The sequence below is a fragment of the Lentzea sp. NPDC042327 genome (assembly GCF_040647275.1).
In the GTDB taxonomy this organism is placed as follows: Bacteria; Actinomycetota; Actinomycetes; order Mycobacteriales; family Pseudonocardiaceae; genus Lentzea.
In genome coordinates this window covers 146,065-161,465 of sequence record NZ_JBEZBX010000009.1, presented here as the reverse complement: position 1 = coordinate 161,465, position 15,401 = coordinate 146,065, and the positions used below count along the sequence as shown (strand labels likewise).

15 protein-coding genes and 1 riboswitch are annotated in these 15,401 nt (G+C 71.2%); of the genes, 10 read left to right on the top strand and 5 right to left on the bottom strand.

Annotated features, from left to right (window positions below; all coding sequences use genetic code 11):
- The first annotated feature begins 30 nt into the window (after nucleotides 1–30).
- Entirely contained in the window at nucleotides 31–1,038 is a 1,008-nt protein-coding gene (locus AB0A63_RS23890; protein WP_360395261.1) for a Gfo/Idh/MocA family oxidoreductase, read from the top strand.
- Nucleotides 1,039–1,082: 44 nt separating this feature from the next.
- Here the strand turns inward: AB0A63_RS23890 and AB0A63_RS23885 are convergent, their stop codons facing one another.
- Nucleotides 1,083–1,772, bottom strand: coding sequence for an NUDIX domain-containing protein (locus AB0A63_RS23885; protein ID WP_360395260.1), 690 nt, complete (start codon nucleotides 1,770–1,772; stop codon nucleotides 1,083–1,085).
- 37 nt (nucleotides 1,773–1,809) lie between these two features.
- On the opposite strand from AB0A63_RS23885, the gene AB0A63_RS23880 reads away from it, so the two are divergent.
- A complete protein-coding gene (locus AB0A63_RS23880; protein WP_360395258.1) occupies nucleotides 1,810–2,757 on the top strand; it encodes an SPFH domain-containing protein in 948 nt (315 codons plus the stop codon).
- A complete protein-coding gene (locus tag AB0A63_RS23875) occupies nucleotides 2,754–3,605 on the top strand; it encodes a hypothetical protein (RefSeq protein ID WP_360395256.1) in 852 nt (283 codons plus the stop codon). Before AB0A63_RS23880 ends, AB0A63_RS23875 begins: the two co-directional genes overlap by 4 nt.
- On the opposite strand, the gene AB0A63_RS23870 is transcribed toward AB0A63_RS23875, so the two are convergent.
- On the bottom strand, nucleotides 3,537–4,814 hold the full coding sequence (locus AB0A63_RS23870; protein WP_360395254.1) for an MFS transporter: 1,278 nt from the start codon (nucleotides 4,812–4,814) through the stop codon (nucleotides 3,537–3,539). The genes AB0A63_RS23875 and AB0A63_RS23870 overlap by 69 nt on opposite strands.
- 87 nt (nucleotides 4,815–4,901) lie before the next feature.
- Here AB0A63_RS23870 and AB0A63_RS23865 point away from each other — a divergent pair, with 87 nt between their 5' ends.
- The 6 genes from AB0A63_RS23865 to AB0A63_RS23840 all read left to right on the top strand — a co-directional run bounded on the left by AB0A63_RS23865 (nucleotide 4,902) and on the right by AB0A63_RS23840 (nucleotide 11,361).
- Nucleotides 4,902–5,771 (top strand): SGNH/GDSL hydrolase family protein, encoded by an 870-nt coding sequence (locus AB0A63_RS23865; protein WP_360395253.1) that lies wholly within the window; start codon nucleotides 4,902–4,904, stop codon nucleotides 5,769–5,771.
- 87 nt (nucleotides 5,772–5,858) lie between these two features.
- On the top strand, nucleotides 5,859–6,242 hold the full coding sequence (locus tag AB0A63_RS23860; RefSeq protein ID WP_360395251.1) for an SSI family serine proteinase inhibitor: 384 nt from the start codon (nucleotides 5,859–5,861) through the stop codon (nucleotides 6,240–6,242).
- Between the two features lie 88 nt (nucleotides 6,243–6,330).
- Nucleotides 6,331–8,211, top strand: coding sequence for an AarF/UbiB family protein (locus AB0A63_RS23855; protein ID WP_360395249.1), 1,881 nt, complete (start codon nucleotides 6,331–6,333; stop codon nucleotides 8,209–8,211).
- Nucleotides 8,212–8,355: 144 nt separating this feature from the next.
- Entirely contained in the window at nucleotides 8,356–9,003 is a 648-nt protein-coding gene (locus AB0A63_RS23850; RefSeq protein ID WP_360395247.1) for a VTT domain-containing protein, read from the top strand.
- A gap of 328 nt (nucleotides 9,004–9,331) precedes the next feature.
- A complete protein-coding gene (locus AB0A63_RS23845; protein WP_360395245.1) occupies nucleotides 9,332–10,915 on the top strand; it encodes a TROVE domain-containing protein in 1,584 nt (527 codons plus the stop codon).
- A gap of 89 nt (nucleotides 10,916–11,004) precedes the next feature.
- Complete coding sequence (locus AB0A63_RS23840; RefSeq protein WP_360395243.1) at nucleotides 11,005–11,361, top strand: helix-turn-helix domain-containing protein; 357 nt, start codon at nucleotides 11,005–11,007, stop codon at nucleotides 11,359–11,361.
- Nucleotides 11,362–11,367: 6 nt separating this feature from the next.
- On the opposite strand, the gene AB0A63_RS23835 is transcribed toward AB0A63_RS23840, so the two are convergent.
- Together AB0A63_RS23835 and gcvH are read right to left on the bottom strand one after the other, a co-directional pair.
- On the bottom strand, nucleotides 11,368–12,732 hold the full coding sequence (locus AB0A63_RS23835; RefSeq protein ID WP_360395241.1) for an L-serine ammonia-lyase: 1,365 nt from the start codon (nucleotides 12,730–12,732) through the stop codon (nucleotides 11,368–11,370).
- Between the two features lie 31 nt (nucleotides 12,733–12,763).
- A complete protein-coding gene (gene gcvH, locus AB0A63_RS23830) occupies nucleotides 12,764–13,144 on the bottom strand; it encodes a glycine cleavage system protein GcvH (protein ID WP_360395239.1) in 381 nt (126 codons plus the stop codon).
- A gap of 61 nt (nucleotides 13,145–13,205) precedes the next feature.
- A riboswitch (glycine riboswitch) is annotated at nucleotides 13,206–13,298 on the bottom strand.
- A 221-nt stretch (nucleotides 13,299–13,519) separates the two neighbouring features.
- Here gcvH and ald point away from each other — a divergent pair.
- On the top strand, nucleotides 13,520–14,632 hold the full coding sequence (ald, locus tag AB0A63_RS23825; protein WP_360395237.1) for an alanine dehydrogenase: 1,113 nt from the start codon (nucleotides 13,520–13,522) through the stop codon (nucleotides 14,630–14,632).
- Nucleotides 14,633–14,711: 79 nt separating this feature from the next.
- Here ald and AB0A63_RS23820 read toward each other — a convergent pair whose 3' ends face one another.
- Nucleotides 14,712–15,392: a TetR/AcrR family transcriptional regulator C-terminal domain-containing protein gene (locus tag AB0A63_RS23820; protein ID WP_360395235.1), complete on the bottom strand. Its 681-nt coding sequence runs from the start codon at nucleotides 15,390–15,392 to the stop codon at nucleotides 14,712–14,714.
- Between the last annotated feature and the right edge of the window lie 9 nt (nucleotides 15,393–15,401).

Here is a 15,401-nt window from a genome sequence, read left to right as displayed (position 1 = left end):
CCACCAGGTGGGACCGCTTACTCTGATCACATGCGCACAGCTCTGGTCGGCTACGGACTCGGTGGGGCCGCCTTCCACGCCCCGTTCATCTCGACGACCCCCGGTCTCGAGCTCTCGGCCGTGGTCACCGCCAACCCCCGCCGCCAGTCCGAGGTGCGCTCCCGCTACCCCTCCACCCGCGTGCTGTCCTCCCTCGACGAGGTGTGGTCCGGCGGCTTCGACCTGGTCGTCATCACCACCCCGAACCGCTTCCACGCGACCCACGCCCGCCAGGTCCTCGACCACGGCCTGAACGTGGTCGTCGACAAGCCCTTCGCCGCCTCGGCGGCAGAGGCCCGCGCCCTGGCCTCCATCGCGGCGGCCCGCGGCCTGCTGCTGGTCCCGTTCCACAACCGCCGCTGGGACGGCGACTTCCGCACCGTCCAGTCCCTGCTGGCCACCGACGCCCTCGGCAAGGTGCACCGCTTCGAGTCGCGCTTCGAGCGCTACCGCCCGGAGGTCAAGTCGTCCTGGAAGGAGTCCGGCGACCCCGCCGACCTCGGCTCCATCCTCTTCGACCTGGGCACCCACCTGATCGACCAGTCCGTGGCCCTGTTCGGCCGCCCGTCCTCGGTCCACGCGGAGATCGCGACCGTCCGCCCCGGCGCGCGCACCGACGACGACGTGTTCCTCGCACTGACCCACGAGGGCGGCGTCCACTCGCACCTCTGGATGAGCGCACTCGCCGCGGACCTCGGCCCGCGCTTCCGCGTCCTCGGCCACGACGCCGCGTACGTGAAGCACGGCATGGACCCCCAGGAGGACCGCCTGAAGGCGGGCGAGACCCCCGGCGGCCCCGGCTGGGGCGAGGAACCGGAGTCCGCGTGGGGCACGCTCGGCGGCACCCCGCACCGCACGGAACCCGGCGCGTACCAGGACTTCTACGCGGCCGTCGCAGCCGGCACCGCTCCCGTGTCGCCGCTCGACGCCGTGACGGGCCTGGAGGTCATCGAGGCCGCGAAGCAGTCGGCGGCGACGGGCACCTCGGTCCGCCTCTGAGCCGGGGGCGGAGGCCGAGCCGTTCCCCCGGCCGAAGACGCGGCTCACCCCCGCACCAACGGCGGGTACAACACCTCCGCCACCCCACGCCGGAACAACGCCGCAGGCCTCCCCCCGTCCCGCCCGGTGCTCTCCCCCGTCGCCTCCAGCATCCCCTGGACCCCGGTCACCTTCCGGTGGAAGTTCCGCGGGTCCAACGTCACCCCCCACACGATCTCGTACACCCGCCGCAGCTCGGCGACCGTGAACTCGGCCGGGCAGAACGCGGTCCCCAGCGGCGTGTACTCCAGCTTGGCCCGCGCCCGTTCCACCCCGTCGCCCAAGATCCGCGCGTGGTCGAACGCCAGCGACGACACCTCCGCCACCGGCACCCAGGACGCGGCGGCGGCGTCCGTTCCCGCGACGGGCACCGGCAGGTCCGGTGCGAGTGCCAGGTAGGCGACGGACACCACCCGCATCCGCGGATCTCGCCGGGGTTCCCCGTAGGTCGCGAGCTGCTCCAGGTGCAGCCCGGACACCCCGGTCTCCTCCCGCAGCTCCCGCGCGGCCGCCGCGTCCACCGACTCCGCCACGCGCACGAACCCGCCCGGCAACGCCCACCGCCCCCGGAACGGCGCCTCTCCCCGCCGCACCAGCAGGGCGCACAGCGCGTCCGACCGCACGGTCAGCACCACCAGGTCGACCGTGACGGCGAAGGGAGGGAAATCACTTGGCGTGTACACGACAGCGAGCATAGGGTTATCGTCAGATTGACGACAAGGAGACGAACCCATGGCCGACATCAGCCGCTACCCCGGACTCCGCCACCTGCGCGGCACCCCGACGGTCCACATCAGACACGTCCGCAACGGCGAGCTGGTCCACGACGGCACCGGGCTGAGCTTCTGGTTCCGGCCCAGGACCGCCGTGCTGAGCGAGGTCCCGGTCGACGACCGCGAGCTGCCGATGCTCTTCCACGCCCGCACGCAGGACTACCAGGACGTGACCGTGCAGCTGACCGTCACGTACCGCTGCACCGACCCGGAGACGGCGACCGCGCGCATCGACTTCTCGATCGACCCGGACACCGGCACCTGGCGGCAGGACCCGTTGAGCCAGATCGCGAACACCCTCACCGAGAGCACCCAGCAGCACGCGCTGAAGATCCTCGGCACGCTCGACCTGCAGACCGCGATCCGCACCGGCGTGGAGCGCGTCAAGCAGGCCGTGGCCACCAACCTGACCGCCGCCCACATCGGCCTGGAGGTCATCGACGTGCGCGTCGTGGCGATCCGGCCGGACGCGGACATGGAGAAGGCGCTGCAGACCACCGTCCGCGAGCAGGTGCAGCAGGAGGCGGACAAGGCGACCTACCAGCGCCGTGCGGTGGCCGTCGAGCGCGAGCGCGCGATCAGCGAGAACGAGCTGCAGAACCAGATCGAGCTCGCGAAGCGGGAGGAGCTGCTCGTCGTGCAGCGCGGTGCCAACGCGCTGAAGAAGGCGGAGGACAACGCGCGGGCCGCCCGGATCGCCGACGACGTCAAGGCCGAGGGCATCCGCAAGCTCGCCGAGGCGGAGGCCGCCGGCGAGAAGGCGCGACTGGAGGCCTACCGCGACGTGCCGCAGGAGACGCTGTTCGCGTTGGCCGCCAAGGAGTTGGCCGGCAACCTGCCCGAGATCGGCAGCATCACCCTCACCCCCGACCTGATCCAGCCGATCCTGCAGCGGCTCGCGCGATGAGCCTCGCTCCCCGAATTGTGGTGGTGCACCGGCGCACCGAGCTGACAGAGTTGCTGGCACGACACGGCACACGGGGCCAGGTCGAGTTCTTCCTGAAGTCCCGCAACCGAACCCTGGACGAGGTGGTGGATCGTGACCAGCAGACCCGGCGGGCGCTGGGAGAGGTCAGCGCCGCGATCCCGCTGGACTGGCGCCGCGGCGTGGTCGAGAGGGAAGACCTGTCGCGGTTCCTGTTCGCGCCCGAGGACGTAGTCGTCATCGTCGGGCAGGACGGGCTGGTCGCGAACGTCGCGAAGTACCTCGACGGCCAGCCCGTGATCGGCATCAACCCGGACCGCGGCGTGCTCGCCACGCACGCCCCGAAGGACGCCGCGGAGCTCCTGCGCGGCACCGGGAACACCGAGGACCGCACGATGGTCGAGGCGCGGTCGGACGACGGCCAGGTCCTGTTGGCGCTCAACGAGGTCTACGTCGGCCACCCGGGCCACCAGACCAGCCGCTACCGCGTGCACGGCGAGCGCCAGGCCTCGTCGGGCATCCTCGTCGGCAGCGGCACCGGCGCCACGGGCTGGTGCTCCTCCGCCCACCGCGAACGCGGGAGCACCCTCACCCTCCCCACCCCCACCGAACGCAGGCTCGTGTGGTTCGTGCGCGAGGCGTGGCCGTCGCCGGGCACCGGTGTCGAGCACACCGAGGGCGAGATCACCGACGGGCCGCTGCACGTCGACGTCGAGTCCGACGGGCTGGTGGCGTTCGGCGACGGCATCGAGAGCGACGCGCTACGCCTCGGCTGGGGCCAGCGGCTTTCCGTCGGTCTCGCCGCCCGCCGGCTCCGCCTCGTGCGCTGAGCCGATCACCAGCAGGCACACCCCGGACAGCACCGCGCCCGCGACCAGGTAGAGCGAGATCGCCCAGGTCCCGGTGCGCAGCAACGACTGCGCGACCAGCGGCGCGAGACCACCGCCCAGCACGGCACCGAGCTGGAAGCTCAACGCCACACCGCTGTAGCGCACGCGGGTGTGGAACAGCTCGGCGAAGTAGGCGGCCGACGGGCCGAACAACGCCGCCGAGCCGATGAACCCGAGCACCATCGCGAAGGTGAACCAGCCCGCGTCCGTGAGCCAGAACAGCGGGAACGCGAACGCGGCCTGGAAGACCGCGCCGCCGAACATCACCGGCAGCCGGCCGATCCGGTCCGACAGCAGCGCGAACGCCGGCACCGCGACCACCTGCGCGAGCGACCCGATCACGGTCGCCACCAGCAGGTCGTCCGCCGTGATCTTCAGCGCCGTGCGGCCGTAGCCGATCATGAACACGCTCAGCAGGTAGATGAAGATCGTGAAGCCCAGGTTGACGCCCGCGCCCAGCAGCACGACCCGCCACCGCGTCCGCAGCACCTCGGCGATCGGCAGCCGCGACTTCTCCGCGCGCTCGAACCGCGGGCTCTCCGCCACCCGCAGCCGGATGTACAGGCCGATCCCGACCAGCACGACCGAGAACAGGAACGGCAACCGCCAGCCCCACTCCAGGAACGCCGTCCCGGACGCCTTCGACGACGCGTACATCGCGAGGTTCGCCAGCAGCACACCCGCCGGCGACCCGATGAACACCCAGCTGCCGTACCAGCCCCACCGGCCCGGCGGCGCGTGTTCGACCGCCATCAGCGACGCGCCGCCCTGTTCACCGCCCATGAAGAAGCCCTGCACGAGACGCAGCAGCACGAGCAGCAACGGCGCGAGAATGCCCACCTGCGCGTAGGTCGGCAACAGCCCGATCAACGCCGTCGACAGTCCTGTCACCGAGAGGGTGACCACGAGCATCGAGCGTCGCCCGACGCGGTCACCGAGGTGCCCGATCACCGCGCCGCCCAGCGGCCGGGCGAGGAAGCCCGCGCCGAACGTGGCGAAGGCGAGCAGCACGCCGATGCGCGGGTCGAACTGCGGGAAGAAGACCTTGTCGAACACGAGCGCGGAAGCCGTGCCGTACAAGAGGAAGTCGTACAGCTCGATCGTGTTGCCGACCGCCGATGCGAACGCTGCCCTGCGTACCCCCGTCATCGTTCCAGCCTGGTGGAGGGATTGACAGTGCGCAATGGCCCGGTCACCCTTCGTCCTACGTTCCTACTGTTCAGTAACGAGGTAGCAATGACGCGCCGAGTGACTGTTGTCTCCGTGCTCACCGCCCTGGTCGCCGCGTTCCTGGCGCCCGCGGCCTCCGCCGCGCCGCAGTACCGCGAGTACGTCTCGCTGGGCGACTCGTTCGTCTCCGGACCGTTCATCCCGCTGCAACGGCTCGACCCGCTCAGCTGCTTCAAGTCCACGCAGAACTACCCGTCGGTGCTGGCCCGGCGGCTGAACGTCGAGAGCTTCACCGACATCTCCTGCGGTGGCGCGCAGACGAAGGACATGCTGGGCGTGCAGTCCGGCGTCCCCGGCCAGTCCGTGCCGCAGTTCTCCGCGCTCAAGGCCACCACCGACCTCGTCACGGTGTCCATCGGCGGCAACGACATCGGCTTCTCCGACATCATCCTCACGTGCGCCGCGAAGAGCGTGCTCGACCCGAACGGCGCGCCCTGCAAGGCGACCTACGGCGACCAGCTCGCCCAGCGCGTCGCCGCGACCGCCCCCGAGGTGGCCGCCGTGCTCGCCGGGATCAAGCAGCGCTCGCCCGCCGCGAAGGTCGTCGTGGTCGGCTACCTGCGCATCCTGCCGTCCTCCGGCGGCTGCTGGCCGGTCGTGCCGATCTCGCGCGGCGACGTGCCGTACCTCGACGGCGTGCAGCAGCAGCTCAACGCCATGCTCGGCGCGCAGGCCCAGGCCGCCGGTGCCACGTTCGTGAACCCCTACGACATCAGCGCGGGCCGCGACACGTGCGCCGCTCCGTGGGACAAGTGGGTCGAGGGCATCATCCCGACGAGCATCGCGTTCCCCGTTCACCCGAACGCCAAGGGCATGGCGGCGGTCGGTGACCAGGTCGCCGGCGCGCTCGCCGGGACGGAGCTCGCGGGCGTCTAGTTGCACGCCGTGAGGGCGGTTTACACGATCCGGTGTTACCGCTGAGTTGAATGGAGTTCCGGGTCCTCGCCACGCCATGGTGGTGGCATGGCAAGGACCCGACTTCTGCTCGCCTGCCTCGCGCTCGCCGTTCCCCTGGTTCCCGCGACCGCGCAGGCAGCGCCCTTCCTCCCCGCATCCGGCCTGGTGCTGACGGTGCAGCCGGAGATGGGCGCCCTCAGCACCACGCAGCTGCAGTGCGACCCCGCCGGCGGGCTGCACAAGCACGCCCAGCAGGCGTGCGACCAGCTCACGCCGGTCGACGGCGACTTCCGCAGGCTGGAGGACACCGGCGCGATGTGCACGATGGAGCTGAACCCGACGAAGGCGATGCTGCGCGGCAAGTGGCGCGGCAAGAGGATCGACTTCCAGCAGGTGTACTCGAACCCGTGCGCCGTGCGCGCCCACACCGGCAAGGTCTTCGACTTCTGACCCCCTGACCGCGCCACCGGTGTTCCAGCGCACCGCCGTCGTGCTGGAGCACCGGTGGCGTTCAGCTCGCTCAGCCTAGGCTGCGGGCATGGGGGACTTCCTGGTCTACGCGGTCGGCTTCCCGGCCACCTTCCTGCTGCTGGTGCTGGGAATGGCGCTGGCCGCGCGCCGCATCCTCGGCCTGCGCGTCGGCCTGGTCCGCACCGCGCTCATGTGCCTGCTGGCCATGTCGATCGCCTCCGGCCTCTTCGGCACCACCACCGCGGAGCCCTCGCCCGCGCTGGTGAGCGTCCAGCTCGGACTGTCGCTGCTCGTCGTGATCGGGCTGCTGGCGCTCGCCGAGGTGCTGGTGCCGACCGGCTCGATCCCGCCGGTCACCGAGTGGTGGGGCCTGCTCCGCCGCCGGATCGCCCGCACCCGCCGGTACTCGCGCATCACCGCCATCGCGTTCCGCCACGGCCTCGGCCCCTACCTGCGCGGCCGGGAACGCACCGACACCGGCCTCGCCCGGTCGCTTCGGCTCGCGCTGCAGGACGCCGGGGTGACGTTCGTGAAGCTCGGCCAGGTGCTGTCGACCCGCTCCGACCTGCTGCCCGCCGACTTCGTCGCCGAGCTCAGCCTGCTGCAGGACGAGGTGCCCGCCGCGTCCTGGGAGTCGGTGCGCGCGGTGCTCGACGCCGAGGTGGGCGTGGACGCGTTCACCTCGGTCGATCCCGAACCGCTGGCGGCGGCGTCCATCGCGCAGGTGCACCGGGCGGTGCTGAGGACCGGTGCCGAGGTCGTGGTGAAGGTGCAGCGCCCGGACGTGCGGGCGGTCGCCGAGGGCGACCTGGACATCGTGGGCCGGCTGGCCGAGACGTTGCAGCGCACGCGGTGGGGTGCGGCGCTGGGCGTGCGGGACCTCGCGAACGGGTTCGCGGTGGCGTTGCGCGAGGAGCTGGACTTCCGGGTGGAGGCGCGCAACATCGCGGCCGTCTCCGCCGTCGCGGACGCCTCCGTCGGCCTGCCGCACGTGCACCTGTCGACCGAGCGCGTGCTGGTGATGGACCGCCTCGACGGCGTGCCGGTCCGCCGTGCCGCGGCGGACGAGGGCCTCGCGCGCACGTTGCTGCGGTTCGTGCTGCGCCAGGTCGTGCTCGACGGCGTCTTCCACGCGGACCCGCACCCCGGCAACGTCCTGCTGCTCGCCGACGGCCGCCTGGGCCTGCTCGACTTCGGCTCGGTCGGCCGCATCGACTCGGCGCTGCGCTCGGCGTTGCAACGGCTGCTGCTCGCCATCGACCGCGGTGACCCGGCCGGCCTCACCGACGCGGTGCTGGAGCTGACCTCCCGCCCGGAGGACATCGACGAACAGCGCCTGGAACGCTCGCTCGGCCAGTTCATGGCCCGCCACCTCGGCGCCGGCATGCGCCCGGACGTGGAGATGTTCGGCGACCTGTTCCTGATCGTGTCCCGCTTCGGCCTGAGCATCCCGCCGGAGGTCGCGGCCGTGTTCCGCGCCCTGGCGACCCTGGAGGGCACCCTCGGCGTGCTCTCCCCCGGTTTCGACATCGTCGTGGAGTCACGCGCGTTCGCCGCCGAGCAGATCTCCGAACGCCTCACCCCCGAGTCGGTCCAGCGCACCCTCACCGAGGAGCTGCAGGCCGTCCTGCCCGTGCTGCGCAGGCTGCCGCGGCGCGTCGACCGCATCACCGGCGCCGTGGAACAGGGCCGCCTGAGCATGTCGATGCGCCTGTTCGCCGACGAACGCGACCGCGCCTACGTGACCGGCCTGCTGCACCAGGTGATGCTGACCGTCCTCGGCGCGACCGCGGGCGTGATGGCCGTGCTGCTGCTCGGCGCCGGCGGCGGCCCGCAGGTCGTGCCGGACCTGGGCCTCCACCAGGTGCTCGGCTACAACCTGCTGATCATCTCGGTGCTGCTGGGCCTGCGCGTCGTCGTGGCCGTGTTCCGCCCGCGCCGCGCCTAGGTCCTTTGTGCACCAGCCACGGCGTGAGCGCTGAGCACCGGAGCGGCACCCGGTGCGTCGAGACGACACACGTTCGGGTTCCAGTCGCTGAACCCGCGCCACTGGCGGATTGTCCGGCGCACCGCGGTGGGCGACCATCACCCGATGAGTTGTGAGACGGGCGTGCGGTGGAAGTGGATACCGTTCGTCGTGCTCGGCTTCGTGCTGCTGAGCTGGATCGTGTTCGAGGCGCTGAACCTGATCGACTTCGAGGGGGTCGTCACCTGGGTGCGCGGCATCGACCCCGTGTGGGCCGCGGCCGTGATCTTCGCCCTGCTCGTCGTCGACGTCCTCCTGCCCGTGCCGTCCACTCCGCTCATCGTCCTCGCCGGAACCGCGTTGGGCCTGCCGTTCGGCCTGGTGCTCGCGGTCGTGGGCTCCCTGGGCTCCTCCGCGGCGGGCTACGCACTGGGCCGCTTCGCACGCCCGTGGCTGGTGCGGCGCGTCGTGACCATCGAGGAGCTGCGGGAGATGCGGCGGTGGGGACGGCAGTTCGGGCCCTGGTTCTTCGGGGTCGCACGCGGAATCCCGATGATGGCGGAGACGGTGTCCGTGTCGGCCGGGGTGTCGCGGGTGTCGTTCGGGACCTTCATGACGTCCACCCTGCTGGGAACCGTCCCGATCTGCGCGGCCTACGTCTTCGCCGGGTCGCGGGCGGACACCGTCGAGCAGATCGTCATGATCAGCGCATTCGGTTTCCTGGCCACCGCCGGGTTGTTCTACCTCCTGCGGCGTTTCGTGAAAACACCGTAAACCGCTTGCGCGGTGTGGTTTCCTGTAGTCAGGCCCGGTGCGCAGCAGAGGGTTACTTCGGCATCTCAGGTTCGACTCCTGAAGGCCGGCCAGTCCGGCTCTTCGCCCACCCCGGTGGGCAGTCACCTTCTGCGCCTTGACCTCGGGCCACCCTTCTGCCACGCCACCGAGTTCCTGAGAACAATTCGGTGGCGTGGCGTGGTTGTCTGTACGTGCACCCGGTGCGAAACCTTTCACCGCAAATGGGGCGGTCGCGGGTTCGAATCCCGTCAGCCGGATTCCTGTCCGCTGTGCGCTCCCCCGTCTCGCCTCCCGAGGGGGAAGAGCCATGTCGAAGTTCAACGTCCTGAAGGCGCGTCCGTTCGGGAAGAGCCCCATCGGGTCGAAGCGGTCCGGCCGCACCCACGAGGGCGGCGTCGGCTACGAGCGCACCGCGCTGGGCGAGCTGTTCCTGCTGGCCGTGTCGAACATGGGCGGCGAGCAGACGTTCTACGAGAGCGGCGGCACCCGCGACGAGCGCTACGCGCAGTTGGTGCGCACGGCGGCGTTGCAGGATCCCGAGTGGACGGCGCGGATGCTGGCGTGGCTGCGCGGCGAGGCGAACATGCGGACCGCGGCACTGGTCGGCGCCGCCGAGTTCGTGAAGGCGCGGCTCGAGGCCGGTGCCGACGCGGGCGTGACGAACCGCGCGGTCGTGGCGTCGGTGCTGCAGCGCGCGGACGAGCCGGGCGAGCTGCTGGCCTACTGGACCGCGGTCCACGGCCGGGCCGTGCCGAAGCCCGTCAAGCGCGGCATCGCGGACGCGGTGCGGCGGCTCTACGACGAGCGGTCGGTGCTCAAGTGGGACAGCGAGGCGCGCGGTTTCCGCGTGGCCGACGTGCTGAACCTCGTGCACCCGTCGCCGAGCGCGGCCTGGCAGGGCGACCTGTTCCAGTACGTGCTCGACCGCCGCCGCGACCCGGACGTCACCGTGCCCGAGTCGCTGCGGACCGTCGCGGCACGGCGGGAGCTGATGGCGTGGCCGGTCGAGCAGCGCCGGGCGTTGTTCGGGCGACCGGACGCGGCGGACGTGCTGCGGCGGGCCGGGATGACGTGGGAGTCGGTGGCCGGGTGGTTGCAGGGTCCGATGACGGCGCAGGTGTGGGAGGCACTGGCACCGTCGATGGGTTTCATGGCCGCGATCCGCAACCTCAGGAATTTTGACGAGGCGGGCGTGTCGGACGAGGTCGCGGCGCAGGTCGCGGCCCGGCTGGCCGACCCCGGCCAGGTGGCGCGGTCGCGGCAGTTCCCGTTCCGCTTCCTCTCGGCGTACGAGGCGGCGCCGAGCCTGCGCTGGGGCCACGCGCTCGACCGGGCGCTGCAGGCGTCGCTGGGCAACCTGCCGGCGCTGCCGGGCCGGTCGCTCGTGCTGATCGACACCTCGGGGTCGATGACCTGCACGGGCTACTCGGCGCGTTCGAAGGTCACGCCGGCCAAGGCCGCGGCCGTGTTCGGCGTGGCGCTCGGGGCCAAGGGCGAGCAGGTCGACGTCCACGGGTTCGCGACCGGCGTGTTCCGCCACGAGCTGCGGCGAGGGGCGTCGGTCATCAGCGAGGTCGACCGGTTCCTGGGCAGGGTCGGTGAGGTCGGGCACGGCACCGACGTCATCGGTGCGCTGAAGAGCTCGTACCGAGGGCACGACCGGGTGTTCATCATCTCGGACATGCAGACGGTCGCCGGGCCGGGCGGTGCCGGGGTCGACGACGTCGTGCCGCGGCACGTGCCGGTCTACGGGTTCAACCTGGGCGGGTACCGGCAGGGGGCGTTCGCGTCGGGCACGGGGAACCGGCACGAGTTCGGCGGCCTGACGGACGCGACGTTCCGCGCGGTTCCGCTGATCGAGGCGGGGCGCGACGCCGACTGGCCGTTCTGAGCAGGCAGGCCCGCACACGCGCTGTGTGCGGGCCTGCCGTCCGAGCGAGCACTAACTTTTCGTAAGTGCAATGGGGTACCCTCGCGGACATGGAGTTCACCGTGTTCGCGAAGGCGTGCCCGTCACGTCCCACGCTGGAGCACGTCACCGGCCGGTGGGGCAGCCTGACGCTGAGCGCGCTGGTCGACGGGTCGCTGCGGTTCAACGAGCTGCGCCGCCGGGTCGACGGCGTCAGCGAGAAGATGCTGTCCCAGACGTTGCACGCGCTGGAGCGCGACGGGCTCGTGCACCGCGACGCGCAGCCGACGAACCCGCCGCGGGTCGACTACAGCCTCACGCCGCTCGGGCGCGAGACGGCGGAGAAGCTGATGGCGTTGATCGTGCTGCTGGAGTCGCGGATGCCGGACGTGATCGAGGCCCAGCGCCGGTACGACGCCAGGCCCTGACCGGCCTCAGCACTCGATGACGTTGACGGCGAGACCGCCGCGCGCCGTCTCCTTGTACTTCACCGACATGTCCTTGCCGGTGTCCCGCATGGTCTTGATGACCTTGTCCAGCGACACGAAGTGCGAGCCGTCGCCGCGCAACGCCATGCGCACCGCGGTGATCGCCTTGACGGACGCGACGGCGTTGCGTTCGATGCACGGGATCTGCACCAGGCCGCCGATCGGGTCGCAGGTGAGGCCGAGGTTGTGCTCCATGGCGATCTCGGCGGCGTTCTCGACCTGCTCCGGGGTGCCGCCGAGGACCTCGGCGAGACCACCGGCGGCCATCGAGCACGCGGAGCCGACCTCGCCCTGGCAGCCGACCTCGGCGCCGGAGATCGAGGCGTTCTCCTTGAACAGCACGCCGATGGCGCCCGCGGTGAGCAGGAACCTCACCACGCCGTCGTCGTTCGCACCGGGCACGAACCTGGTGTAGTAGTGCAGGACCGCGGGCACGATGCCGGCCGCGCCGTTCGTCGGCGCGGTGACGACCCGGCCGCCGGCCGCGTTCTCCTCGTTGACGGCCAGCGCGAAGAGCGTGACCCAGTCCATGACGCGCAGCGGGTCGGTGACGAAGTGCTCGCCCTCCAGCCGTTTGCGCATCTCGGCGGCGCGGCGGCGGACCTTGAGACCGCCGGGCAGGATGCCCTGCTCGGTGCAGCCGCGTTCGACGCACTCCTGCATCACGTGCCAGATGTGCAGGAGCCCGGCCCGCACCTCCTCCTCCGAGCGCCACGACAGCTCGTTGGCCATCATGATCTCGCTGATCGACAGGCCGGTCTCTCGGCAGCGCGCGAGCAGCTCGTCGCCGGTCAGGAACGGGTGCGGCAGCGGGGTCGAGTCGGGTTTGATGCGGTCGCTGCCGGACGCGTTCTCGTCGACGACGAAGCCGCCGCCGATCGAGTAGTAGACGGCGTGCTCGACCGGCTCGTCACCGCGGAACGCCTCGAAGCTCATGCCGTTGGGGTGCAACGGGAGCGACTTGCGGCGGTGCATGACGAGGTCGCGGTCGTGCGCGAAGCCGATCTCGTGCGTGCCGCCGAGCCGCAGCCGTCCACTCGCGACGATCTCCTCGACGCGGTGGGCGGCGGCCGCGGGGTCCACCTCCTCCGGGAGGTTGCCCTCCAGGCCGAGGAACACGGCCTTGGGGCTGCCGTGGCCGTGCCCGGTGGCGCCGAGCGAGCCGAACAGCTCGACGTGCACGCGGTCCACTTCGGACGCGCGGGCACCGAGCTTCTCGACGAACATGGCGGCGGCGCGCATCGGGCCGACGGTGTGCGAGCTGGACGGCCCGATGCCGACGGAGAACAGGTCGAAAACGCTGATCGCCACTGATCAGTCCTTCGTGGTGGGTGCGAGCGGGTCAGTCCGAGGTGAGCTCGGCGTACTTGGCCGCGGTGAGCAGGTCCTCCGCGGAGTCCACGCGCACCTTGAACAGCCAGCCGGCGCCGTACGGGTCGGTGTTGATGATCGCCGGGTCGTCGACGACGGCGGTGTTGACCTCGAGGACCTCGCCGGTGACCGGGGAGAACAGGTCGCTGACGGACTTGGTGGACTCCAGCTCGCCGCAGACCTGGTTGGAGACGACCTCGGCCCCGACCTCGGGGAGCTGGACGAAGACGATGTCACCCAGCGCGTCCGCGGCGTACTCGGTGATCCCGCAGGTCAACGGGTCCTGGGTGCCCGGCGTCCAGTCGACCCACTCGTGTTCGGCGGTGTAGAGCAGGTTCTCGGGGAACTCCACGGCGACTCCTCTGGCAGATGACGGGCAGGAAACGTGCGCCCCCTCCGCCGTGCAGAGTTGCCTACCCCGAGTGGTCTTGCTGCCTGAGAGTGTGCGGGAGCTTGCCCCTTCGGCGCCCCGACCAGCTCGTCGAGGTCTCTCCCACCCGGGTTCTGGTGCCCGTCAGGGGCACCGCGGCCGTTATTCAGTTCCGGTGGGAACGCTATGTGGGCCCGCCACCGGGTGTCAACGCGGGACCGGTACAGGCGTGGCGCAGGTCGCTTTGTCCCAGCAGCACAACCGGCCTGGTCCCGAACAGTGCAACCCGCACAGTGACATGACCTCCCGGCTGCCCCACATTGTGAGATAGCAGCCAGCCGAAACGGAGGAGTCATCGTGCGGATCGCCGTTCCTCGCGAGATCAAGAACCACGAGTACCGCGTCGCCCTCACGCCGGCCGGGGCCCACGAGCTGACCAGCCGGGGCCACGACGTGTACGTCGAGCAGGGCGCCGGTCTGGGCTCCGCGATCACCGACGAGGAGTACCTCGCCGCGGGTGCGAAGGTCCTCCCGACCGCCGACGACGTCTGGGCCGAGGGCGACCTGGTCCTCAAGGTCAAGGAGCCGATCGCGGAGGAGTACCCCCGCCTGCGCTCCGGCCAGACCCTCTTCACCTACCTGCACCTCGCCGCCGACAAGCCGCTGACCGAGGCCCTGCTGGCCTCCGGCACCACGGCCATCGCCTACGAGACGGTGCAGCTGCCGAACCGCTCGCTGCCGCTGCTCGCCCCGATGTCCGAGGTCGCGGGCCGCCTCGCCCCGCAGGTGGGCGCGTTCAGCCTGATGAAGCCCTCCGGTGGCCGCGGCGTGCTGCCCGGCGGCGTCCCCGGTGTCGCCCCGGCCCGCGTTGTCGTGATCGGCGGCGGTGTGGCCGGTGTCAACGCCGCCACCATCGCCGTCGGCATGGGCGCCGACGTGCAGATCCTCGACACCAACGTCGACCGCCTGCGCCAGATCGACGCCCAGTTCCAGGGCCGCCTGCGCACGCTCGCGTCCAACTCGTTCGCGATCGAGCAGGCCGTCCGCGAGGCCGACCTGGTCATCGGCGCCGTCCTGGTGCCGGGTGCCGCGGCCCCGAAGCTCGTCTCGAACGCGCTGGTCGCGGAGATGAAGCCGGGTTCGGTGCTCGTCGACATCGCCATCGACCAGGGCGGCTGCTTCGAGGACTCGCGCGCCACCACGCACGCCGAGCCGACCTACGAGGTCCACAACTCGGTGTTCTACTGCGTCGCCAACATGCCCGGCGCCGTCCCCCGCACCTCCACCTACGCGCTCACCAACGTGACGCTGCCCTACGCGGTCGCGCTGGCCGGCAAGGGCTGGGAGAAGGCGCTGAAGGACGACCGTTCGCTCGCCCTGGGCCTCAACGCGCACGCCGGTCAGCTGACCAACGGCCCGGTGGCCGAGGCGACCGGCCTGGTGCACACGCCGCTGGAGTCCGTGGTCTGAGAGCCAGTCGGATGGAGGAGCCCCCGCACGCGGAGCACGCTGCGGGGGTTTCGCCTTTCACGGGCGCGCCTCCTCGCGGTCACCGCAGCGCGGCCACCCGCGCCTTGACCCCGTCGATCACGCAGTCCAGCCCGAACTCGAACTGCCCCTCCAGCGACCACAGCTCCTGCTGGTCCAGCATCTCGACGTAGCGGGGGTGCTTCTCCCGGTACAGGTCCGCGATCCGGCCGAGGTCCGGTGGCGGTTCGTCGTGGCCGCCGCGGCTGCGGAAGTTCGCCTCCGCCGTCGTGTACCCGACGACGAAGCTCGACACCGCCGACATCGCCTGCGACGCCTGGACCATCGTCAGGCCGGCCGCCCGCATGGGTTCGAGCATCGCGTCGGCCATGGCGACGGCGTTGGGACCGATGGTGGTGAACTCGCCGATGCCGCGCACCCACCACGGGTGTGCGAGCGCAAGACGGCGGAACGCGTGCATCATCTCGCGCAGCGCGGGTTCCCACGCGGCGCCGGGGGCCGGGCGCGGGAACTCGCCGTAGATCTCGTCGAGGCACAGCTCGATGAGCGCGTCCTTGGTGGGCACGTGCCAGTACAGCGACATCGGGGCCGCGCCCAGCTCGGCGGCGAGCTTGCGCATGGACAGCTTCGCCAGGCCGTGCTCGTCCAGCACCTCCATCGCCTTGCGGACGATGGCCTCCCGGCTCAGGCCGAGGTGCTGGCCGCTCGCCGGCCTGGGTTTGCCGAACCACACGCTGTCCACGGCTCGATA